This is a genomic window from Streptomyces sp. NPDC004610, from assembly GCF_040609715.1.
Lineage (GTDB): Bacteria > Actinomycetota > Actinomycetes > Streptomycetales > Streptomycetaceae > Streptomyces.
On record NZ_JBEXLA010000003.1, the window covers coordinates 315,782 to 342,321 of the forward strand.

Annotated in this window: 1 protein-coding gene (cut by a window edge); it reads left to right on the forward strand. The window is 72.2% G+C overall.

Going from position 1 to position 26,540, the window contains the following annotated elements:
* Window positions 1-26,540, forward strand: the 5' portion of a protein-coding gene (locus tag ABZX40_RS05405; RefSeq protein WP_355741752.1) for a non-ribosomal peptide synthase/polyketide synthase. The gene runs 15,022 nt beyond the window's last position; 26,540 of the gene's 41,562 nt are visible here — the first part of the coding sequence; its start codon is at window positions 1-3; its stop codon lies off the right edge, out of view.

The following is a 26,540-nucleotide window of genomic DNA, read 5'->3' on the forward strand; positions in this document are numbered from 1 at the left end:
ATGATCCCGCTGTCGTTCGCCCAACGCCGGCTCTGGTTCCTTTCTCAGCTGGAGAATTCGGGCCTCGCCTACAACAACGTCATCACCCTGGCGTTGCACGGACCGGTGAACTCCACGGCATTGGCCGCGGCCCTGCGGGACGTACTGGAACGCCATGAATCCCTGCGGACCGTATTTCCCGCCGAAGCCGGTGAGCCGTATCAGCGAATTCTCGATCCGGCGGAACTCGACTGGGAATTGGCGGTGCGCCCCACCGCCCCCGAGGAGGTGGCCGCCGCCGCGCTGACCGCGGCCCGCGCCCCCTTCGACCTCGCCCGCGACATACCGTTCCGCGCGGTGCTGCTCACCCAGGCGCCGGACGAGCACGTCCTGCTGCTGGTGCTGCACCACATCGCCACCGACGCCTCCTCGCACCGCCCGCTGGGCCGCGACCTGTCCCGGGCGTACGCGGCCCGGCTGCGCGGCGAGGCCCCCGGCTGGGAGCCGCTGCCGGTGCAGTACGCCGACTACACCCTCTGGCAGCGGGAACTGCTCGGCGACGAGTCCGACCCGGCCAGCCGCCTGGCCACCCAACTCGACTACTGGCGAAGGCAGTTGGCGGGCCTCCCGCAGGAGTTGACCCTGCCCGCCGACCGGCCGTGCGGCACCGCCGCCGACCGCACCGGGCACCGCGTGCCGCTACGGGTGCCGGCGCGCACCCACCGGCGCCTGGCGAAGCTGGCCCGCGCCGAGGGCGTCACCCCGTTCATGGTGCTCCAGGCGGCGCTGGCCGTGACCCTGTCCCGGCTCGGCGCCGGGACGGACATCCCGATCGGGTCGGCCGTCGCGGGCCGTACGGATGAGGCCCTGGACGACCTCATCGGCTTCTTCGTGAACACCCTCGTCCTGCGCACCGACCTGTCCGGCGACCCGGCGTTCCGGGAGGTGCTGGCCCGGGTGCGGGAGACCAGCCTCGGCGCGTTCGCCCATCAGGACGTGCCGTTCGAGCGGCTGGTGGAGGACCTGACCGTCGAACGCTCCCTGGACCGGCACCCGCTGTTCCAGACCATGCTGACCGTGCAGAACGCGGCCCAGGCCACCCTGGAACTGCCCGGCGTCACCGTCGAGGCCCTGCCGTCGGCCCTTCCGGCGGCCCGCTTCGACCTCGAAGCGATGATCGAGGAACGCCACGACGGCCGGGGCCGCCCCGCCGGGCTCACCGGCCATCTCATCGCCGCCGACGCCCTCTTCGACATCCCGACGACCGAGATGATCGCCCGCCGGTTCGAACGGGTCCTGGAGGCCGTCGCCGCCGACCCCGATCTGCGGCTGCACACCGTCGACGTCCTGGACGCCGACGAACGGCACCGGCTGCTCACCGACTGGAACGACACGGCGACCCCCGCCCGGCCCGACGCGGAGGCACTCACCCTCCCCTCCCTCTTCGAGGCCCGGACCCGCCACACCCCGGACGCGGTCGCGGTGGTGTACGAGGGGACGGAGCTGACCTACGGCGAACTGGACGCGCGCGCCGGGCGGGTCGCCCGGTACCTCGCCGGACGCGGCGCGGGCGAGGGCACGACCGTCGCCGTCGTCCTGGAGCGCGGCGTCGAACTGCTCGTCGCCCTGTGGGGCGTGCTCAAGGCGGGGGCCGCCTATCTGCCGGTCGACCCCGAGTACCCGGCGGAGCGGGTGGCACTGCTCCTCGCGGACGCCGCCCCCGCCGTGGTGCTGGACGACCCGGCGACCGTGGCACGCGTCGCCGCCGACAACACCCACGACACCCACGACCCCCACGGCACCGGACCACTGCCCGCGCCCCACCCCGACAGCGCCGCCTATGTGATCTATACCTCCGGCTCGACGGGACGCCCCAAGGGCGTGCTGGTGTCGCACCGCGGCATCGTCAACCGCCTGGTGTGGATGCGCGACCACTACGGGCTCGGTCCCGGGGACCGGGTCCTGCACAAGACACCCACCGTCTTCGATGTCTCGGTGTGGGAGCTGCTCGGCACCCTGGTGTGGGGCGCGACGCTGGTGGTGGCCCGGCCCGGCGGCCACCGCGACCCCGGCTACGTGGCCGAGGTGATCCGCGCCCAGGACATCGGCACGGCGCACTTCGTGCCCTCCATGCTGGACGCCTTCCTCCAGGCCGACGTGGGCCCGCTGCCCGGGCTGCGGCGGGTGGTGTGCAGCGGCGAGGCGCTCTCCCTCGCCACCCAGACCCGCTTCCTCGCCGCCTTCCCCGGCACCGAGCTGCACAATCTGTACGGGCCGACCGAGGCCGCCGTCGATGTCACCGCCTGGGCCTGCGACCCCGCCCAGGACACCGGACCGGTCCCCATCGGGACGCCCGTCGCCAACACCCGGGTCTTCGTCCTCGACGCACACCTCACCCCCGTACCGCCCGGAGTGGGCGGCGAACTGTATCTGGCCGGGGTCCAACTCGCCCGCGGCTACCTCGGCCGCCCCGCGCTCACCGGGGAACGCTTCGTCGCCAACCCCTACGGCACCGGCGGCGAACGCATGTACCGCACCGGCGACCTGGTGAAGTGGACGACCGGCGGACAGCTCACCTACCTCGGCCGCGCCGACGACCAGGTCAAGGTCCGCGGCTTCCGTATCGAGCCCGGCGAGATCGAGGCCGCCCTCCTCACCCACCCCGGCATCACGGCCACCGCCGTCATCGCCCGCGAGGACACCCCGGGCGACCGGCGACTGGTCGCCTACCTCGTCCCCGCCGCAAACCCCGACGCCGACGCAGACCCCGGCACCGAGAGCCGCCCCGCTATCGACCCCGACGCCCTGCGCGCCTTCACCGCCGAACGGCTGCCCCAGCACATGGTCCCGGCAGCCTTCGTCGCCCTCGACGCCCTGCCGCTCACCGTCAACGGCAAGCTCGACCGCACGGCGCTCCCCGCGCCCGAGTACACCACCGGAGCGGGCCGCGCCCCCGCCACCGCCGAGGAGGAACTCCTCTGCGCCGCCTTCGCCGACATCCTCGGCGTGGACTCCGTCGGCGTCGACGACAGCTTCTTCGCCCTCGGCGGTCACTCCCTCCTCGCCGTCCGGCTGATCTCCCGCATCCGCGCCGACCTCGGCACCGAACTCCCGCTGCGGCTCCTCTTCGAGGCCCCGACGGTCGCCACGCTCGCCGCCCGGCTCACCACCGACGCCGCCGGACGCACCCGTACCGCCGTGCGCCCCGTCCAGCGGCCCGAGCGGGTCCCGCTGTCGTTCGCGCAGCGCCGGCTGTGGTTCCTCGCCCAGCTCGAAGGCACCGGCTCCACCTACAACATCGCCGCCCCGATCCGTCTCGGCGCCGACACCGACGCCGCGCTCCTCGCCGACGCGTTCCGCGATGTGATCGCCCGGCACGAATCGCTGCGCACCCTCTTCCCGGCCGTCGACGGAGAGCCGTACCAGCTGATCCTGGACCCGCAGGATCTCGACTGGGACCTTCCCGTCGTCCCGGTCGCGCCCGGCGGGCTGGCCGGGGCGGCGGGCCGGGCCATGCGGCACACCTTCGACCTCGCCGCCGAACTCCCGCTCCGCGCCTGGCTGTTCGACGCCGGGGACGGCGAGCGCCTCCTCGTCGTCGTGCTGCACCACATCGCCTCCGACGGCTGGTCCATGGGCCCCCTGAGCCGGGACCTGTCGGCCGCCTACACCGCCCGGTCGCGGGGCGAGGAGCCCGCGTTCACCCCGCTGCCCGTGCAGTACACCGACTACGCCCTCTGGCAGCGCGACCTCCTCGGCGACACCGACGACCCGGACAGCCTGCTCTCCACCCAGGTCGACCACTGGCGCCGCACCCTCGCCGGAGCGCCGGAGGAACTGGCGCTCCCCGCCGACCTGCCCAGGCCCGCCGAACCGAGCCACCGAGGACACCGCGTCCCCTTCCATGTCCCCGCCGACATCCACCGCCGGCTGCTGCGCCTCGCCCGCGCCGAGAACGTCACCCCGTCCATGGCCCTCCAGGCCGCCCTGGCGGTCCTGCTGTCCCGGCTCGGCGCGGGCACCGACATCACCCTCGGCATCCCCGTCGCCGGACGCTCCGACGCCGCCCTCGACGACCTCGTCGGCTCCTTCGTCAACACCCTGGTCATCCGCGCCGACCTCGCCCACGACCCCGCCTTCCGGGAGATCCTCGCCCAGGTCAAGGAGGCCGGCCTCGGCGCCCTCGCCCACCAGGACGTCCCCTTCGAACGGCTCGTGGAAGAACTCGTCGGCACCCGCACCCTGGCCCGGCACCCGCTGTTCCAGACCATGCTGACCGTGCAGAACGTCGAACGCGCCGAACTCACCCTGCCCGGCGCCCACCCGGCCACCGGCCCCGACCTCGCCGCCGCCGCACCCCCCTCCCGCTACGACCTGCACTTCACCCTCGGCGAGACCTTCGACGACCAGGGCGAACCGGCGGGACTCCGCGCCCAGGTCACCCTCTCCGCCGACCTGTTCCGCGCCGGGACCGCCGACCGGATGGCCGCCTGGTTCCTGCGCGTCCTCGACACCGTCACCGCGACCGCCGGCATCCGCCTCAGCGCCGTCGACCTCCTCGACCCCGCCGAACGCGACCGGGTCCTCCACCGCTGGAACGACACCGCCGTCCCCGGCGTCCCCCGCGCGATCGTCCACCGCTTCCACGACCAGGTCACCGCCACCCCCGACGCCACCGCCCTCGTCGCCGACGGCACCGAGGTCACCTACCGTGCCCTCGACGCGTCCGCCGCCCGTATCGCCGGTCAGCTGCGCGCCCTCGGGGTCGGCGCCGAATCCGTCGTCGGACTGTGCCTGCCCCGCGGCGCCGAGATGATCACCGCGATCCTCGGGGTCTGGCGGACCGGCGCCGCCTATCTGCCCCTCGACCGCGACCTCCCGCCCGACCGGGTCGCCCATATGCTCGCCGACAGCGGCGCCCGCGCCCTGCTCACCGACCGTGCCAGTGGCCCCGCCGTCGCCGGTCACTCACCCGGCGTCCCCGTCGCCTGGATCGACGAGGCCCTCACCACGGACCCCGACCCCGGCACCGACTCCCGCACCGCCCCCGACTCCGCCCCGCCCGCCGACACCGCCCCCGGCTGCCTGGCCTACGTGCTGTACACCTCCGGCTCCACCGGCACCCCCAAGGGCGTGATGGTCACCCACGGGGCCCTCGCCGACTATGTGGCCTCGGCGTCGGAGCGCCTCGGCTGGACCGGCGCGGGCGCCCGCTACGCCCTGCTCCAGCCCCAGATGACCGACCTCGGCAACACCGTCGTCTTCATCAGCCTCGCCACCGGCGGACAGCTCCACGTCCTGGACGCCGACGCCGTCACCGACCCCGCCGCCGTGACCGGGCACCTCCGCGACCACGCCATCGACCACGTCAAGGCCGTCCCCTCCCACCTCGCCGCCCTCTCCGCCGACACCGGAGCGGACGCCGTCCTGCCCGCCCGCTCCCTCGTCCTCGGCGGCGAGGCCGCACCCGTGGCCTGGCTGCGCGACCTCGTCACCACCGCCCACACCACCGGCCGCCGCGTCCACAACCACTACGGGCCCACCGAGACCACCATCGGCGTGACCACCGCCGAACTCACCCCGGCGGTCCTCGCCACCGGAGCCGTCCCGATCGGCAGACCCCTCGCCAACACCCGCCTCTACGTCCTCGACGACGCCCTCACCGCCGTCCCCACCGGGGTGACCGGCGAACTCTACGTCTCCGGCACCGGCCTCGCCCGCGGCTACGCGGGACAGCGCGCCCTGACCGGCGAACGCTTCGTGGCCTGCCCCTACGGCCCCGGCGGCGAACGGATGTACCGCACCGGCGACCTGGTGAAGTGGACCCCCGACGGACAACTCGTCTTCCTCGGCCGCGCCGACACCCAGGTCAAGATCCGCGGCTACCGCGTCGAACCCGGCGAGGTCGAGGCGGCCCTGCTGGACCACCCCGCCGTCGCCCGCGCCGCCGTCATCGCCCGCCCCGGCACCACCGCGGACGACACCCGGCTCCTCGCCTACGCCGTCCTCACCGCGCCCGGCGACGCCACGGACACCGACCTGCGCGACTTCACCGCCCGCCGCCTCCCCGCCCACATGGTGCCCGCCACCGTCGTCGTCCTGCCCGAACTGCCGCTCACCCCCAACGGCAAACTCGACCGCAAGGCCCTCCCCGACCCCGACGACCCCACCACCGGCGCGCGCCGCGCCCCCGCCGGACCCACCGAGACCGCCCTCTGCGAGATCTTCGCCCAGGTCCTCGGCCTGGACACCTTCGGCGTCGACGACAGCTTCTTCGACCAAGGCGGCCACTCCCTCCTCGCCATCCGGCTGCTGTCCCGCATCCGGGGCCGGCTCGGCGCCGAGGTCCGCATCCGGACCCTCTTCGAGGCCCCCACCCCGGCCGGACTCGCCACCCGCCTCACCGGCCCCGGCGAAACCCCCGAGGAGACCCGCCTCCCGCTGCGCGCCACCACCCGCCCCGAACTCCCCCCGCTCTCCTTCGCCCAGCAACGCCTCTGGTTCCTCGGCCAGATGGAAGGCCCCAGCCCCACCTACAACATGCCCGTCGCCCTGCGGCTGACCGGCGCCCTGGACATCCCCGCCCTCACCGCCGCCCTGCGGGACGTCCTCGCCCGCCACGAACCCCTGCGCACCGTCTACCGCACCGCCGACGGCCACCCCTACCAGCACATCCTCGACGCCGACACCCTCGACTGGGACCTCACCGTGTCCCCGGTGACCCCCGGAGAACTCCCCGCCGCCGTCGCCCGCGCCACCCGCCACGCCTTCGACCTGTCGGCCGACGTACCCGTCCGCGCCTCGCTGTTCCACCTCGGCCCGGACGACCACGCCCTCGTCCTCGTCCTCCACCACATCGCCAACGACGGCTGGTCCCACGCCCCCCTCGGCCGCGACCTCTCCACCGCCTACACCGCCCGCACCCGGGGCGAACAGCCCGTCTTCGCGCCGCTCCCGGTCCAGTACGCCGACTACGCCCTCTGGCAGCGCGATCTGCTCGGCGACGAGAACGACCCGGCCAGCCCCCTGTCCTCCCAGGTGGACTACTGGCGCCGCACCCTCACCGGCGCCCCCGAGGAACTCACCCTGCCCGCCGACCGCTCCCGCCCCGCCGCCCCGAGCCACACCGGGCACCTGGTGCCCGTCCGCGTCCCCGCCGCGACGCACCGCCGGATCGCGGAGCTGGCCAGGGCCGAGGGCGCCACCGCCTTCATGGTCGTCCAGGCCGCGCTGGCCGTGACCCTCTCCCGCCTCGGCGCCGGACAGGACATCCCCGTCGGCACCGCCGTCGCCGGCCGCACCGACGAAGCCCTCGACAACCTCGTCGGCTTCTTCGTCAACACCCTCGTCCTCCGTACCGACCTGTCCGGCGACCCCGAGTTCCGGCAGGTACTGGCCCGGGTCAGGGAGGCCAGCCTCGGCGCGTTCGCCCACCAGGACGTCCCCTTCGAGCGCCTGGTGGAGGCCCTCGCCCCCGAACGCTCCCTGGTCAGGCACCCCCTGTTCCAGATCATGCTGACCCTGCGCAACCAGGAACCCGGCATCCTCGCCCTCCCCGGCATCCAGGCCGACCCCCTCGACGGCTCCGCCACCGCCGCCCGCTTCGACCTGGACATCCACCTCCGCGAGACCTACGACACCGACGGTCACCCGGCCGGACTCCACGGCACCGTCAACGCCGCCGCCGACCTCTTCGACGCCGCCACCGCCGCCCGCCTCGCCGACTGGTTCACCCGCGTCCTCGACACCGTCACCACCACCCCGGACACCCCCCTGTCCGAAGTCGACGTCCTCGACGCCGACGAACGCCACCTCGTCCTGCACACCTGGAACGACACGGCGACCGACACCCGGGCCCCCGCCGTCCTCGCCCGCTTCGAGCAGCACGCGGCCACCCACCCCCACACCACCGCACTCCACGCCGACGGCACCGAGACCACCTACGGCACCCTCGACACCGCGGCCGACCGCCTCGCCCGCCACCTCCGCGCCCAGGGCGTCGGCCCCGAGACCATCGTCGCCCTCGCCCTGCCCCGCGGCGCCCAGATGATCACCGCGACCCTCGCCGTCTGGAAATCCGGCGCCGCCTACCTCCCCATCGACCCCGAACTCCCCCCGGAGCGCACCGCGTTCCTGCTCACCGACAGCGGCGCCCGCCTCCTCCTCGGCACCCGCCACACCCCCACCGACCTGCCCATCCCCACGGTCGCCCTGGAAGACCTCGAAGACCTCGAAGACAGGGCGGACTTGGAGGACCGGAAGGACCTCGCAGACTTCGCGGGCCTGGACGTACCGGGAAACCCGGGCACCCCGCCCACCCCCTCAACCGACCCGGCCGCCCTCGCCTACGTCATCTACACCTCCGGCTCCACCGGCCTGCCCAAGGGCGTCGGCGTCACCCAGGGATCACTGGCCAACTATGTGGCCTCCGTCTCCGCCCGGCTCGGCTGGACCGACCCGGACGCCCGCTACGCCCTCCTCCAGGCCCAGGTCACCGACCTCGGCAACACCGTGGTCTTCGCCGCCCTCGCCACCGGCGGCCGGATCCACGTCCTGGACGCCGACACCGTGACCGACCCGGCGGCCGTCGCCGACTCCCTCGCCGCACAGGCCATCGACGCCTACAAGGTCGTCCCCTCCCATCTCGCCGCCCTCACCGCCGCCGTCGGCCATGAACCCCTGCTGCCCACCCGCTCCCTCGTCCTCGGCGGCGAAGCCGCCGCCCCGGGCTGGGTACGCGACCTCATCACCACCGCCCACGCCACCGGCCGCCGCGTCCACAACCACTACGGGCCCACCGAGACCACCGTCGGCGTCGCCACCACCGAACTGACGGCCACCTCCCTCACCGGCAGCGCCCTCCCCATCGGCACCCCCCTCGCCAACACCCGGATGTACGCCCTCGACCAGGCCCTCCAGCCCGTCCCCGTCGGCGTCACCGGCGAGCTGTACGTGGCGGGCGCCGGAGTGGCCCGCGGGTATGTCGGCCGCCCCGCGCTGACCGGCGAACGCTTCGTGGCGTCCCCCTTCGACACCGGCCAGCGCATGTATCGCACCGGCGACCTCGTCAAGTGGACCCCCGACGGCCAACTCGTCTTCCACGGCCGCGCAGACGACCAGATCAAGGTCCGCGGCTTCCGGATCGAACCCGGCGAGATCGAGACCGCGCTCCTCACCCACCCCGACCTCGCCCAGGCCGCGATCATCGTCCGCGAGGACGCCCCCGGTGACAAACGCCTCGTCGCCTACGCCGTCCCGGCCAGGGACGACGTCGACCCGGAAGCCCTCCGCGACCATCTGCGCGGACGCCTCCCCGACCATATGATCCCGGCCGCGGTCATCGTCCTGCCCGAACTGCCGCTCACCGCCAACGGCAAACTCGACCGCAAGGCCCTCCCCGCCCCGGAGTACGCCGCCGGAGCGGGCCGCGGCCCCGCCAGCGTCCAGGAAGAGATGCTCTGCGCCGCCTTCGCCGAGATCCTCGGCCTGCGATCGGTCGGCGTGGACGACGACTTCTTCCGCCTCGGCGGCCACTCCCTGCTCGCCGTGTCCCTGGTCGAGCGCCTGCGCGGCCGGGGCGTCCCGGTCTCGGTACGGGCCCTCTTCGAGTCACCCACCCCCGCCGGACTGGCCCGAGCGGCGGCGGTCACCTCCGTCGAGGTCCCTGACAACCTCATCCCCGCCGACGCCGACCACCTCACCCCCGGCATGCTCCCCCTGGTCGACCTCACCCAGGCCGACATCGACCGCATCGCCGCCACCGTCGAGGGCGGCGCCGCCAATATCGCCGATGTCTACCCCCTCGCGCCGCTCCAGGAGGGCATGCTCTTCCACCACCTCATGGCCGGCTCGGGCACCGATGTCTATCTCACCGTCCGTGTCGTGGAGTTCGCCTCCCGCGCCCGCCTGGACGCCTTCGCCCAGGCCCTGCGGCATGTCATCGACCGGCACGACATCTACCGCACCGCCGTCGTCTGGGAGGGCCTCCCGCAACCCGTCCAGGTCGTCTGGCGCCACATCGACCTCCCCGTCATCGAGCACGCCCTCGACATCGACATCGACTCCGACGACCCCGCCCGCTGGGTCGACGCCCTGGTGGACGCAGGCGGCTCCGCCATGAACCTCGGACGCGCCCCCCTCATGGACCTCCATGTGGCGGAGACCGGCGACGGCCGGTGCCTGGGCCTGCTGCGCATGCACCACATGCTCCAGGACCACCTGGGCACCCATATGCTGCTGCGCGAACTCCGCGCGGTCCTCGACGGCCGGGCCGAACACCTCGCACCGGCCCTCCCGTTCCGCACCTTCGTCGCCCAGACCCGCGGTGTCTCCCGCACCGACCAGGAGCGCTTCTTCGCCGCCCTGCTCGGCGACATCACCGAACCCACCGCACCCCTCGGCGTCCTCGACGTCCGGGGCGACGGCACCGGAGTGGTCCGCAAGGTCGTCCCCCTCCCGCCCGAGGTGGCCGTACGCCTGCGCGAGACCGCCCGCGAACTCGGCGTCGGCGCGGCGACCGTCCTGCATGTGGTGTGGGCCCGCGTCCTCGCCGTCCTCTCCGGCCGCGACGACGTGGTCTTCGGCACCCTCCTCTTCGGCCGGATGAACGCCGGTGTCGGCGCCGACCGGGCCCTCGGCCCCTTCATCAACACCCTCCCGGTCCGCGTCCGCACCACCGGAACCGGCGTACGGGCCGCCGTACAGGCCATGCGGGAGCAACTCGCCGCCCTCCTGGAACACGAGCACGCCCCCCTGGCCCTCGCCCAGCAGGCCAGCGGCATCACCGGCAACACCCCCCTGTTCACCTCCCTCTTCAACTACCGCTACGCGGACCGCGGCCTGGGCGGCCCGGAGACGACCGAACACGGCACCGAGTCCGGCGGCGAACCGCAGGCCATGGAGGGGGTCCGCAGCGTCCTCGTCCGGCAGCGCACCAACTACCCCCTGTCCGTCGCCGTCAACGACCTCGGACCCGACAGCTTCAGCTTCACCGTCGAAGCCGTCGCCCCCATCGACGCCACCGAGGTGGGCCGCCTCCTCGCCACGACCACCGAGAACGTCCTGCGAGCCCTCGACACCGGCCCCGACACCGCACTCGCCCACATCCACGTCCTGGACCCCCGCGAACGCAACCGCCTCCTCGTGGACTGGAACGACACGGCGACGGAGGTGCCGGACGCGTCGGTGGTGGAGCTGTTCGAGCGCTGGGCTGCGACCACGCCGGACGCCCCGGCGGTTGTGAGCCAGGGTGCGGAGCTGTCGTACGCCGATTTGGATGCGGCGGCGAATCGGGTGGCGCACTATCTGCGGGGTCGGGGGGTTGGTCCGGAGTCGGTGGTGGGGCTGAGGTTGCCGCGTGGGCCGGAGGTGATCGTCGGGATTCTGGGTGTGTGGAAGGCGGGGGCGGCGTATCTGCCGGTTGATGGGCAGCTTCCGGCTGAGCGGGTGGAGTTCATGCTCGCGGACGCGGGTGTGGGGGTTGTCCTCGGTGTGGAGGATCTGGATCAGCCGGGGGAGTCGGGGCAGGCTCCGGGTGTCGTCGGCGACCTGGCGTATGTGATCTACACGTCGGGTTCGACGGGGATGCCGAAGGGTGTTGCGGTCTCGCATGCCGGGCTGGCGAATCTGGTGTCGGTGTTCGGGCCGGTGATGGGTGCGGGCCCGGGTGTGGGTGTGTTGCAGTTCGCTTCGTTCAGTTTCGACGCGTCGGTGCTGGATGTGGGTGTGGCGCTGTCGTCGGGTTCGGCGTTGTGGATCGCGAGCGATGAGCAGCGGGAGCAGCCGCAGCGGCTGGCGGAGCTGGAGGGTGTCGGGGCGGCGAGTGTGGTGCCGTCGCTGCTGGGGGTGCTGGAGCCTTCCGCTCTCGCGCATGTTGGTCCGATGGTGGTGGGTTCCGAGGCGATCAGTGAGGCGGTCGCGCGGGACTGGTCTGTGGGTCGTCGGCTGGTGCACGCTTACGGGCCGACCGAGAGCACGGTGATCGCGGCGATCGGGGACGTGGATGGTGAGCGCTCGGGGCCGGTGCCGTTCGGCCGCCCGATCGCCAACACGCAGGTGTATGTGCTGGATGACGCGCTGGAGCCGGTGCCGGTCGGTGTGACGGGTGAGCTGTATGTGGCCGGTGCCGGTCTGGCGCGCGGGTATGTCAATCGCCCCGGGCTGACCGGGGAGCGGTTCGTCGCGTCCCCGTTCGACGCCGGGCGGCGGATGTACCGCACCGGGGACCTGGCCCGCTGGACGCCGGACGGGCAGTTGATGTTCGACGGGCGGGCCGACCAGCAGGTCAAGGTACGTGGGTTCCGGATCGAGCCCGGTGAGATCGAGACCGTCCTGCTGACGCACACCGATGTCGCCCAGGCCGCTGTGGTGGCCCGAGACGATGTGCTGGTGGCGTATGTCGTGCCCTCGGTCCAGGACGTGGACGGCCTGCGGGAGCTGGTGGCGTCGCGGCTGCCCGAGTACATGGTCCCGGCCGCCTTCGTCACCCTGGACGAGCTGCCCCTGACCGCCAACGGCAAGCTGGACCGCCGGGCCCTCCCGGAGCCCGAGTACGCCACGAGTGCGGGCCGGGCGCCGGCGACCGTGCAGGAGGAGATCGTCTGCGCGGTGTTCGCGGAGGTGCTGGGGCTGGAGTCGGTCGGGGTCGAGGACGACTTCTTCCGGCTCGGCGGGCACTCACTGGTCGCGGTGTCGCTGGTGGAGCGGTTGCGCGCCCGGGGTGTGTCGGTGCCGGTGCGGGCGCTGTTCGAGGCGCCGACCCCGGCGGGGCTGGCGCGCGCGGTGGGGGCTGGGTCTGCGGAGGTGCCGGAGAACCTGATCCCGGCCGATGCCCAGCACATCACCCCCGAGATGCTGCCGCTGGTGGAACTGGACCAGGCCGAGATCGACGTGGTGGTGGCGGCGGTCGAGGGTGGCGCGGCGAACGTGGCGGATGTGTACCCGCTGGCGCCGCTCCAGGAGGGCATGCTCTTCCACCACCTCATGGCGGACGAGGGCTCGGACGTCTATGTCACCGCGCGCACCATGGAGTTCGACTCACGGGCCCGCCTGGACGAGTTCACCCAGGCGCTCCAGCAGGTCGTGGCCCGGCACGACATCTACCGCACAGGTGTGGTCTGGGAGGGCCTGCGCGAACCGGTCCAGGTCGTCTGGCGCCACGCGGAACTGACGACCACCGTCCACACCCTCGACCTTGACGACCATGACGCGGCGACGGCGTCGGACGCCCTGCTGAACGCGGCGGGACTGGCGATGGAGCTGGGCCGCGCCCCACTGATGGACCTCCACGTAACCGAGCTGCCGCAAGGCCGCTGGCTGGCCCTGATCCGCATGCACCACATGCTCCAGGACCACCTGGGCAAGGATGTGCTGCTGCGCGAACTGCGAGCGGTCCTCACCGGCGAGACCGAGGACCTGACACCGGCCCTGCCGTTCCGCAACTTCGTGGCGCAGACCCGGCGGGTCCCGCGCGCCGAGCACGAGCGGTTCTTCGCCGGGCTCCTGGGCGATGTCACCGAGCCGACCGCCCCCTACGGGCTGCTCGACGTGCGTCGGGACGGCAGCGGAGTGGCCACCGGGTCGTTCCCCCTCTCCGGGGAAGCCGTCGAGCGGCTCCAGGAAGTGGCCCGGCATCTGGGCGTCAGCCCGGCGACGGTCCTCCATGTGGTGTGGGCCCGCGTGGTGGCGGCCCTCTCCGGGCGGGACGACGTGGTCTTCGGGACCGTGCTGTTCGGCCGGATGAACGCCGGTGCCGGGGCCGACCGCGTCCTGGGCCCCTTCATCAACACCCTGCCGGTACGCGTCCGGACCGGCGGAGTCGGGGTGCGCGCCGCGGTGAACGCGATGCGGGACCAACTGGCGGCCCTGCTGGAACATGAGCACGCGCCCCTGGCGGTCGCCCAGCAGGCCAGCGGAGTCGCCGGGAACACCCCGCTCTTCACCTCCCTCTTCAACTACTGGCACCACGGCAGCCGCACCGGCACCGACAGCGGTCGGCCCCAGCAGTTGGAGGGCGTCCAGACCGTCTCCGCGCGGGACCGCACCAACTACCCGCTGACCGTCGCCGTCAGCGACCTCGGCTCGGACGGCGTCACCTTCAACATCGAGGCCGCCGCGCCCATCGACCCGGCCGAGGTCGGCCGACTCCTCCGGACCACGACCGAGAACCTCCTCAACGCCCTCACCGACACCCCGGACACCCCCCTCGACGCCGTCCCCGTCCTCGCCCCGAGCGAACGCACCCGCCTCCTCAGCGAGTGGAACGACACCGAGGCACCCGCGACCGAGGCATCGGTGGTGGAGCTGTTCGAGGGGTGGGCGGCTTCGGCTCCGGGTGGGGTTGCGGTGGTGAGTGGGGGTGTGGAGCTGTCGTACGGCGATTTGGACGCGGCGGCGAATCGGGTGGCCAACTATCTGCGGGGTCGGGGGGTTGGCCCGGAGTCGGTGGTGGGGCTGAGGTTGCCGCGTGGTCCGGAGGTGATTGTCGGGATTCTGGGTGTGTGGAAGGCGGGGGCCGCGTATCTGCCGATTGATTCCCAACTGCCGCCGGAGCGCGTCGAGTTCATGCTCGCGGACGCGGGTGTCTCGGTCGTCCTTGGTACGGAGGATCTGGATCAGCCGGGGGAGTCGGCTGTCAGGCCGGGTGTCGCTGGCGATTTGGCGTATGTGATCTATACGTCGGGGTCGACGGGGACGCCGAAGGGTGTTGCGGTCTCGCATGGCTCGCTGGCGAATCTGGTGTCGGTGTTCGGGCCGGTGATGGGTGCTGGTCCGGGTGTGGGTGTGTTGCAGTTCGCGTCGTTCAGTTTCGATGCGTCGGTGCTGGATGTGGGTGTGGCGTTGTCGTCGGGTTCGGCGCTGTGGATCGCGAGTGAGGAGCAGCGGGAGGAGCCTCGGCGGTTGGCGGAGCTGTCGGGTGTGCGGGCGGCGAGTGTGGTGCCGTCGCTGCTGGGGGTGTTGGAGCCGGGCGATCTCGCAGGCGTGGAGACCCTTCTCGTGGGTGCTGAGGCGATCAGTGAGGTGGTGGCGCGGGAGTGGTCTGTGGGTCGGCGGTTGGTGAACACGTATGGTCCGACCGAGGCGACGGTGATGGTGGCGGCGGAGACGGTGGACGCCGACCGTCCGGGCCCGGTGCCCTTCGGCCGCCCGATCGCCAACACCCGGCTCTACGTCCTGGACGATGCCCTTGAGCCGGTCCCTGCTGGTGTCGCTGGTGAGCTGTATGTGTCCGGTGCTGGGCTGGCGCGCGGGTATGTGAATCGTCCGGGGCTGACGGGTGAGCGTTTCGTGGCGTCGCCGTTCGACGCCGGGCGGCGGATGTATCGGACCGGGGACCTGGCCCGCTGGACCCCGGACGGACAGCTCGTCTTCGCCGGACGCGCGGACCAGCAGGTCAAGGTGCGCGGTTTCCGTATCGAGCCCGGCGAGATCGAGACCGTCCTCCTCACCCACCCGGACATCGACCAGGCCACCGTGATCGCCCGAGACGAAGCCCTCGTCGCTTACGTCGTCCCGCCGTTGCAGGACGTGGACGGGCTGCGGGAGCTGGTGGCATCCCGTCTGCCGGAGTACATGGTCCCGGCCGCCTTCATGGGGCTGGACGAGTTGCCGCTCACTGCCAACGGAAAGCTGGACCGGCAGGCGCTTCCGGAGCCGGAGTTCGCGACCGGTGGTGGTCGGGCGCCGGCGACCGTGCGGGAGGAGATCCTCTGCGAGGTGTTCGCGGAGGTGCTGGGGCTGGAGTCGGCCGGGGTGGACGACGACTTCTTCCGGCTGGGCGGGCATTCGCTGCTGGCGGTGTCGTTGGTGGAGCGGTTGCGGGCGCGGGGTGTGTCGGTGTCGGTGCGGGCGCTGTTCGCGTCGCCGACCCCGGCGGGGCTGGCGCGGGCGGTGGGGGCCGGGTCGGTGGCGGTGCCGGAGAATCTGATCCCGGCGGACGCCGAGCGGATCACACCGGAGATGCTGCCGCTGGTGCGGCTGTCGCAGGCCGAGGCCGACGCGGTGGTCGCCACGGTCGACGGCGGGGCGCCGAACGTCGCCGACATCTACCCGCTGGCCCCTCTCCAGGAGGGCATGCTCTTCCACCACCTCATGGCCGGTGGCGGCGAGGATGTCTATCTCACCGTGCGGGTGATCGAGTTCGACGGCCGGGCGCGGCTGGATGAATTCCTGCGCGCCCTGCAATACGTGGTCGACCGGCATGACGTGTATCGGACCGGTGTCGTCTGGGAGGGGCTGCCGGAACCCGTCCAGGTGGTGTGGCGGCATGCCGCACTGCCCGTCGTGGAGCACACCCTCGACGCCGCGCACCCGGAGCCGACCCGGGCGCTGCTGGCGCTCGCCGGGTCCGTGATGGAGCTGCGCCGCGCGCCGCTGCTGGATGTGCAGGTGGCCGAGGCCAGCGGGGGCCGGTGGCTGGGCGCCGTACGGATGCATCACATGGTGCAGGACCACACCGGTATGGACATGCTGCTGCGCGAGCTGCGGGCGGTGCTGGCCGGGCGGACCGACGCCATGCGGCCCGCGCTGCCGTTCCGTAACTTCGTGGCGCAGACCCGCGCGGTCCCCAGGGCCGAGCACGAGCGGTTCTTCGCCGGGCTGCTGGGCGATGTCACCGAGTCGACCGCGCCGTACGGGCTGCTCGATGTCCAGGGCGACGGCTCCGATGTGGTGGGCCGGGAGGTGCCGCTGCCCGACCATGTCACGGCGGAGCTGCGGCGGGTCACCCGGGAGCTGGGGGTGAGCCCGGCGACGGTGTCCCATGTGGTGTGGGCCCGGGTGCTCGCCACGCTGGCCGCCCGCGACGACGTGGTGTTCGGGACGGTGCTGTTCGGGCGGCTGAACGCCGGTGAGGGCGCCGACCGGGTCATGGGCCCGTTCATCAACACCCTGCCGGTACGGGTGCGGACCTCCGGAATCGGGGTACGGGCCGCCGTCGAGGGCATGCGGGACCAGCTGGCCGCGCTGCTGGAGCACGAGCACGCCCCGCTGGCCCTCGCCCAGCAGGCCAGCGGCATCGCGGGCAGCGCCCCCCTGTTCACCACGCTCCTCAACTACCGCCACGACGACCATGGGACGACCGGCCCCGCCGACACCCACACCGTCGAAGGCGTCCAGAGCGTCTTCGCCCGCGACAAGACCAACTATCCGCTCGCCGCGGCCGTCAACGACCACAGCCCCACCCGGATGAGCGTCACCGTCCTCGCCGTCGACCCCATCGACCCGGAGACCGTCGCCCACCTGCTGTGCACAGCGATGGAGAACGTCCTCGCCGCCCTCGCCGCCACCCTGCGCGGCGCCCCGGACATCCCCCTGCACACCGTGACCCTGCTCGCCCCGGCCGCCCGTCGGCGCGTCCTCACCGACTGGAACGACACCGCCACCACCCCACCGGACAGCACCGTCGTCGAGGCGTTCGAACGCCAGGTGGCGGCCAGGCCCGGGGCCACCGCGCTGATCAGCGACGACACCGTGCTGACCTACCGGGAACTCGACGCCGAGGCCAACCGGCTTGCGCACTACTTGCGCGGTGTCGGTGTCGGCCCCGAGTCGGTGGTCGGGGTCTGCCTGCCCCGCGGCACCCGGCTCATCACCACCATCCTGGGCGTCCTGAAGGCCGGGGCGGCCTATCTGCCGGTCGATGTGCAGTACCCGGCCGAACGGATCGCCTTCCTGCTCGCCGACAGCCGCACCCCCGTCGTCCTCGGCGTCGAGGACGTGCTGGACGAACTGCCCCTGCGCGGTGTCCTCCCGGTCGCCCTGGACGACCCGTACGTCCAGGCCCAGCTCGCCGCCTGCCCGGACAGCCCGCCCCGGCCGCCCATCGCGCCGGACGCCCTGGCCTACGTCATCTACACCTCCGGGTCGACCGGCACCCCCAAGGGCGTCGCCGTCCAGCACCGCGGCGCGGTCAATCTGGCCACCGCCCAGATCGAACGGTTCGCGGTGGACCCGGACGCCCGCGTCCTCCAGTTCGCGTCCATCGGATTCGACGCCGCCACCTCCGAGATCCTGATGGCCCTGTGCTCCGGCGCCGCGCTCGTCGTCGCCCCGGCCGACGAACTCACCCCGGGCGGCGGCCTCGCCGCGCTCCTCACCCGCCACGCCGTCACCCATGTGACGCTCCCACCGGCCGTCCTCGCCGTCCTGGACACCGCCGACCTGGCCACCGTACGGACCCTGGTGTCGGCCGGTGAGGCGCTGGACCCGGCCCTCGTCGGGCGCTGGGCACCCGGCCGCCGCATGGTCAACGCCTACGGCCCGACCGAGACCACCGTCTGCGCGTCGATGTCCCAGCCCCTCACCCCCGACACCGAACCCTCCATCGGGACGCCCATCGCCAACGCCCGCCTCTACATCCTGGACGACACCCTTGAGCTCGTCCCCGCCGGAGTGCCGGGCGAGCTGTATGTGACCGGCGCCGGAGTGGCCCGCGGATATGTGGGCCGCCCCGCGCTCACCGGCGAACGCTTCGTGGCGTCCCCCTTCGACGCCGGGCAGCGGATGTACCGCACCGGCGACCTCGCCCGCTGGACGCCCGACGGACGCCTGATGTTCGCCGGACGCGCCGACGACCAGGTCAAGATCCGGGGCTTCCGCATCGAGCCCGGCGAGATCGAGGCCGCCCTCACCGCCCACCCGCACATCGCCCAGGCCGCCGTGGTCGCCCGGGAGGACACCCCCGGGGACCGGCGCCTGGTGGCCTACCTCGTCCCCTCCGACACCCACACCCACACCGACCAAGACCTGGACAGCAACATCACCCTCGACCTCGACCTCGAAGGACTGCGGGAGTCCCTCGCCCAGCGGCTGCCCGACCACATGGTCCCGGCCGCCATGACCACCCTCCCCGCGCTGCCGCTGACGGTGCACGGCAAACTCGACCGCAAGGCCCTCCCCGCCCCCGAGTACGCGGGCGCCACCGGAGCCGGACGCGGCCCGGCCACGGCCCAGGAAGAGATCCTGTGCGGTCTGTTCGCCCAGGTCCTCGGCGTCGGCACGGTCGGCGTCGACGACAGCTTCTTCGACCTCGGCGGCCACTCCCTCCTCGCCGTCCGCCTGGTGTCCGCCATCCGCGCCGCGCTCGGCGTCGAGATCGAGGTCCGCACCCTCTTCGAGGTCCCCACCGTCGCCTCCCTCGCCGCCCGACTCACCACCGAGGGCGGCGGTCGGCTCCGCACCACCCTCACCGCCGCCGAGCGCCCCGAGCGGCTGCCCCTCTCCTTCGCGCAGCGCCGCCTCTGGTTCCTGGCCCAGCTGCACGGACCCAGCTACAACATCCCCGCCGTCCTCGGACTCACCGGAGACCTCGACATCCCCGCACTGGCCGAGGCACTGCGCGATGTGATCACCCGCCACGAGTCCCTGCGGACCGTCTTCACCCTCCTCGACGGCGAGCCCTACCAGCAGATCATCGCCCCGCAGGACGTCCACTGGGACCTCCAGGTCACCCGGGTCACCTCCGCCGAACTCGCCGACGCCACCACCGCCGCCTCCCGCCACACCTTCGACCTAGCCACCGAACTCCCCCTCCGCGCCACGCTCTTCCAGCCCGACGACGACCCCGGCACCCATGTCCTGGTCGTGGTCATGCACCACATCGCCGGAGACGGCTGGTCCCTGGGCCCCCTGGGCCGTGACCTCTCCACCGCCTACACGGCCCGGACCCGAGGCGAAACCCCCGACTGGCGGCCCCTGCCGGTGCAGTACGCCGACTACGCCCTCTGGCAGCGCGACCTGCTCGGCGACGAGTCCGACCCCGAGAGCCTCCTCTCCGCCCAGGTCGACCACTGGCGCCGCACCCTCACCGGCGCCCCCGAGGAACTCGTCCTGCCGGTCGACCACCCCCGCCCCGCCCTGGCCACTCACCGGGGCCATGTCGTCCCGATGCACCTGCCGGCCGACATCCATGAGCGTCTGGTCGACCTGGCCCGCGCCGAGGGCGTCACCGCGTTCATGGTCCTCCAGGCCGCCCTGGCGGTCACCCTGTCCCGGCTCGGCGCAGGCACGGACATCCCCATCGGCTCGGCGGTGGCCGGGCGCACGGACGAGGCCCTGGACGATCTGGTCGGCTTCTTCGTCAACACCCTCGTCATCCGCACCGACCTGTCCGGCGACCCGGAATTCCGCGAGGTACTGCGCCGGGTCCGTGAGGCGAGCCTCGCCGCCCTGGCCCACCAGGACGTGCCCTTCGAACGCCTCGTGGAGGAACTCGCCCCCGAGCGCTCCCTCGCCCGGCACCCCCTCTTCCAGGTCACCCTCACCGTCCAGAACACCGACCGCGCGGTCCTGGACCTGCCCCAGATCCACACCGACGGCTCCCCCCTGGACGCCCCCACAGCGAGGGCCGCCCGCTTCGACCTCGACATCTCCCTCACGGAGACCTTCGACACCGACGGCCACCCGACCGGCCTGCGCGGCGCGCTGATCGCCTCCGCGGACCTCTTCGAGACGACCACGGCGGAACGGCTGACGGAGTGGTTCGCCCGCGTACTGGACACGGTCACCACGACGCCGGACATCCGGCTCCGCACGGTGAACGTCCTGGACACCACGGAACGCGACCTGATCCTGAACCGCTGGAACGACACGACGGCTGCGCAGACGCCGGGTGTGGTGGAGTCGTTCGAGGGGTGGGTTGCTTCGGCTCCGGGTGGGGTTGCGGTGGTGAGTGGGGGTGTGGAGCTGTCGTATGGGGAGTTGGATGCGGCGGCGAATCGGGTGGCGCACTATTTGCGGGGTCGGGGGGTTGGGCCGGAGTCGGTGGTGGGGTTGAGGTTGCCGCGTGGTCCGGAGATGGTTGTGGGGATTTTGGGTGTGTGGAAGGCGGGGGCGGCGTATCTGCCGGTTGATGGGCAGCTTCCGGCTGAGCGGGTGGAGTTCATGCTCGGGGATGCGGGGGTGGGGGTTGTCCTTGGTGTGGGGGATCTGGAGCAGCCGGGGGAGTCGGCTGTCAGGCCGGGTATCGCCGGCGATTTGGCGTATGTGATCTATACGTCGGGGTCGACGGGGACGCCAAAGGGTGTTGCGGTCTCGCATGCCGGTCTGGCGAATCTGGTGTCGGTGTTCGGGCCGGTGATGGGTGCTGGTCCGGGTGTGGGTGTGTTGCAGTTCGCTTCGTTCAGTTTCGATGCGTCGGTGCTGGATGTGGGTGTGGCGTTGTCGTCGGGTTCGGCGTTGTGGATCGCGAGTGAGGAGCAGCGGGAGGAGCCCCGTCGTTTGGCGGAGTTGGAGGGTGTGCGGGCGGCGAGTGTGGTGCCGTCGCTGCTGGGGGTGCTGGAGCCGGGCGATCTCGCAGGCGTGGAGACCCTTCTCGTGGGTGCTGAGGCGATCAGTGAGGCGGTGGCGCGGGAGTGGTCTGTGGGTCGGCGGTTGGTGAACACGTACGGGCCGACCGAGGCGACGGTGATGGTGGCGGCGGAGACAGTGGACGCTGAGCGCCCCGGTCCGGTGCCGTTCGGGCGCCCGATCGCGAACACCCGGCTGTATGTGCTGGATGAGGGCCTTGAGCCGGTGCCGGTGGGTGTGACGGGTGAGCTGTATGTGTCGGGTGCCGGGCTGGCGCGGGGGTATGTGAATCGTCCGGGGCTGACGGGGGAGCGGTTCATCGCGTCTCCGTTCGACGCCGGGCGGCGGATGTATCGGACCGGGGACCTGGCGCGGTGGACTCCGGACGGTCAGTTGGTGTTCGCCGGGCGGGCGGACCAGCAGGTCAAGGTGCGCGGGTTCCGGATCGAGCCCGGTGAGATCGAGGCCGTGCTGCTGTCGGACGACGATGTGACCCAGGCCGCGGTGGTGGTTCACGAGGGCGCCCTGGTGGCGTACGTGGTGTCGGACGGGCCCGGCGTGGACGGGCTGCGGGAGCTGGTGGCGGCGCGGTTGCCGGAGTACATGGTCCCGGCCGCGTTCATGGCGCTGGACGAGTTGCCGCTGACGGCGAACGGGAAGCTGGACCGGCGGGCGCTTCCGGAGCCGGAGTTCGCATCCGGTGCGGGTCGGGCTCCGGCGAGTGTGCAGGAGGAGATCCTGTGCGCGGTGTTCGCCGAGGTGCTGGGGCTGGAGTCGGTCGGGGTGGAGGACAACTTCTTCCAGCTCGGTGGGCATTCGCTGCTGGCGGTGTCGCTGGTGGAGCGGTTGCGTGACCGGGGCGTGTCGGTGTCGGTGCGGGCGCTGTTCGAGGCGCCGAGCCCGGCCGGGTTGGCGCGCGCTGCGGGGGCCGGGTCGGTGGAGGTGCCGGAGAACCTGATCCCGGCGGACGCCGAGCGGATCACCCCCGAGATGCTGCCGCTGGTAGAGCTGGACCAGGACGAGATCGACCAGGTGGTGGCCACGGTTGAGGGCGGCGCGGCGAACGTGGCGGATGTGTATCCGCTGGCGCCGCTCCAGGAAGGCATGCTCTTCCACCACCTCGTGGCCGGCGAAGGCGCGGCGGATGTCTATGTCACCGCGCGGGTGATGGAGTTCGACTCACGGGCCCGGTTGGACGAGTTCGCGCGGGCGCTCCAGCAGGTGGTGGACCGGCACGACATCTACCGGACGGCCGTGGTCTGGGAGGGACCGCGGGAGCCGGTGCAGGTGGTGTGGCGGCGGGCCGTGCTGCCGGTGGTCGAGCATGCGGCCGGTCCCGGGATCGATGATCCCGCGGGTCTGGTGGAGGCCGTCGGCTCGGCGATGGACTTGGGTCGGGCTCCGCTGATGGATCTGCATGTGGCGGAGGTGCCGGGTGATGGTGATGGTGGTGGCCGGTGGTTGGCCGCGGTGCGGATGCATCACATGTTGCAGGATCACTTGGGCATGGATGTGCTGCTGCGGGAGTTGCGGGCGGTGCTGACGGGCCGGGCGGATGAGCTGGCGCCTGCGCTGCCGTTCCGTAACTTCGTCGCCCAGACCCGCCGGGTCTCGCGGGCCGACCATGAGCGGTTCTTCGCCGGGTTGCTGGGTGATGTGACCGAGCCGACCGCACCCTTCGGCGTCCTTGATGTGCGGGGGGACGGTTCGGAGGTCGTCACCGAACTGGTGCCGCTGCCGGGCGACCTGGCGTTGCGGCTGCGGGACACGGCTCGGGCGCTGGAGGTCAGTCCGGCGACGGTGCTGCATGTGGTGTGGTCGCGGGTGCTGGCGGTGCTGTCTGGGCGGGACGACGTGGTCTTCGGGACCGTCCTCTTCGGGCGGATGAACGCCGGTGAGGGCGCCGACCGGGTGCTGGGCCCGTTCATCAACACCCTGCCGGTACGGGCCCGGACGGGTCAGGTCGGGGTGCGGGCCGCGGTGGAGGCCATGCGGGACCAGCTGGCGGCGCTGCTGGAGCATGAGCACGCTCCACTGGCGGTCGCCCAGCAGGCCAGCGGCATCGCGGGCAACACGCCCCTCTTCACCGCCCTCTTCAACTACCGCCACGCCGACCAGGGCGCGAGCACGGAGCGGGAACAGCAGCCGATTGATGGAATCCGGCGCGTCCATGTCCGGGAGCGGACCAACTACCCGCTGACGGTCGCGGTCAACGACCTGGGCCCGGACACCGTCAGCTTCACGGTGGAGGCCGTGGCGCCGATCGATGCGACGGCGGTCGGACGGCTGCTTTCGACGACGACCCGGAATCTGCTGGACGCCCTGGACGCCGAGTCCGATGTGACGCTCGGCGGGGTGCCGGTGCTGGACTCCGGCGAGCGGGACCGGTTGGTGGTGGGGTGGAACGACACCGAGGCTCCCGCGAACGAGGCGTCGGTGGTGGAGCTGTTCGAGGGGTGGGCTGCTGCGGCTCCGGGTGCGGTGGCGGTCGTGAGTGGGGGTGTGGAGGTGTCGTATGGGGAGTTGGATGCGGCGGCGAATCGGGTGGCGCACTATCTGCGGGGTCGGGGGGTTGGGCCGGAGTCGGTGGTGGGGTTGAGGTTGCCGCGTGGGCCGGAGATGGTTGTCGGGATTCTGGGTGTGTGGAAGGCGGGGGCCGCGTATCTGCCGATTGATTCCCAACTGCCGCTGGAGCGCATTGAGTTCATGCTGGCGGACGCGGGTGTTTCTGTCGTCCTTGGTGTGGAGGATCTGGATCAGCCGGGGGAGTCTGCGGAGGCTCTGGGTGTTGCCGGTGATCTGGCGTATGTGATCTACACCTCGGGTTCGACGGGGACGCCGAAGGGTGTTGCGGTCTCGCATGGTTCGCTGGCGAATCTGGTGTCGGTGTTCGGGCCGGTGATGGGTGCTGGTCCGGGTGTGGGTGTGTTGCAGTTCGCGTCCTTCAGCTTCGATGCCTCGGTGCTGGATGTGGCGGTGGCGTTGTCGTCCGGTTCGGCGCTCTGGATTGCGAGTGAGGAGCAGCGGGAGGAGCCCCGTCGTTTGGCGGAGCTGACGGGTGTGCGGGCGGCGAGTGTGGTGCCGTCGCTGCTTGGGGTGTTGGAGCCGGAGGATCTCGCAGGCGTGGAGACCCTGCTCGTGGGTGCTGAGGCGATCAGTGAGGTGGTGGCGCGGGAGTGGTCTGTGGGTCGGCGGTTGGTGAACACGTATGGTCCGACCGAGGCGACGGTGATGGTGGCGGCGGAGACGGTGGACGCCGACCGTCCGGGCCCTGTCCCGTTCGGCCGCCCGATCGCGAACACCCGCCTCTATGTCCTGGACGATGCCCTTGAGCCGGTCCCGGCCGGTGTCGCTGGTGAGCTGTACGTTTCGGGTGCCGGACTGGCGCGCGGGTATGTGAACCGCCCGGCGCTGACCGGTGAGCGTTTCGTGGCGTCTCCGTTCGACGCCGGGCGGCGGATGTATCGGACCGGGGACCTGGCCCGCTGGACTCCGGACGGGCAGCTGGTGTTCGCCGGGCGCGCAGACCAGCAGGTCAAGGTGCGCGGTTTCCGTATCGAGCCCGGCGAGATCGAGACCGTCCTGCTCACCCACCCGGACATCGACCAGGCCGCCGTGATCGCCCGAGACGAAGCCCTCGTGGCTTACGTCGTCCCGCCGTTGCAGGACGTGGATGGGCTGCGGGAGCTGGTGGCATCCCGTCTGCCGGAGTACATGGTCCCGGCCGCCTTCATGGGACTGGACGAACTACCCCTGACCGCCAACGGAAAGCTGGACCGGCAGGCGCTTCCGGAGCCGGAGTACGCGACCGGTGCGGGACGGGCCCCGGCGACCGTGCAGGAGGAGATCCTGTGCGCGGTCTTCGCCGAGGTGCTCGGAGTGGCAGCCGTCGGGGTGCACGACAGCTTCTTCCAGCTCGGTGGTCACTCTCTGCTCGCGGTCCGCTTGATCTCGCGGATTCGGGCGGTGCTGGGCGTAGAGGTCGAGGTCCGGGCGTTGTTCGAGGCGCCGACGGTGGCGGGGCTGGCGGCCCGTATCGCCCAGGGCACGGGCCAGGCCCGTACGGCCCTGCGAGCGGCTGCGGAACGCCCGGAGCGCATCCCCCTGTCATTCGCTCAGCGGCGCCTGTGGTTCCTGGGCCAGCTCGAAGGGCCGAGCCCCACCTACAACCTCCCGGTACCGATCCGGCTGACCGGTGTCGACGCCGCCGTGCTGAACACCGCGCTGCGGGATGTGATCGGGCGGCACGAGTCGTTGCGGACGGTGTTTCCGGCCGTCGACGGGGAGCCGTATCAGCGGATTCTCGAACCCGCCGACCTGGACTGGGAACTCCAGGTCACTCCACTGGAACCCGCCGAACTCGCGGGTGCGGCCCTGGCGGCCTCGCGGTACGCGTTCGATCTGGCCTCGGAGATTCCGATCCGGGCGTCCCTGTTCCAGGCCGACTCGGGTGAACAGGTGCTGGTGCTGGTGGTGCACCACATCGCCGGTGACGGTTGGTCGACGGCGCCGCTGGGGCGTGATCTGTCCACCGCGTATGCCGCGCGCTTGCGCGGTGAGGCGCCGGTGTTCGAGCCGCTGCCGGTGCAGTACGCCGACTACGCGCTGTGGCAGCGGGAACTGCTGGGCGAGGAGTCCGACCCGGACAGCCTGCTCCACACGCAGGTGGAGTACTGGCGGCGCACGCTGGCCGGGGTTCCCGAGGAACTCGTCCTGCCGACGGACCGCTCGCGTCCCGCGGTGGTGAGCCATCGGGGCCATGTCGTGCCGGTGCGGGTTCCCGCCGAGGTGCACCAGCGGCTGGTGGAGCTGGCACGGGCCGAGGGCGTGACGGCGTTCATGGTGTTGCAGGCCGCGCTCGCGGTGACCCTGTCCCGGCTCGGTGCCGGCACCGATATCCCGGTCGGCTCGGCGGTGGCGGGCCGTACGGATGAGGCGCTGGACGATCTGGTCGGGTTCTTCGTCAACACCCTCGTCATCCGCACCGACCTGTCCGGCGACCCGGAGTTCCGTGAGGTCCTGGGGCGGGTGCGGGAGGCGAGCCTCGGGGCGCTGGCGCATCAGGACGTGCCCTTCGAGCGGCTGGTGGAGGAGTTGGCCCCCGAGCGCTCCCTCGCCCGGCATCCCCTCTTCCAGGTCATGCTGGCGGTCCAGAACGTCGACCGCGCGGCGCTGGAACTGCCCGAGGTGGAGGCCGGAAGCCTGCCGCTGGACAGCTCGTCGTCGGTGGTGAGGTTCGACCTCGATGTCTCGCTGGCGGAGAGCTTCGACGCCGA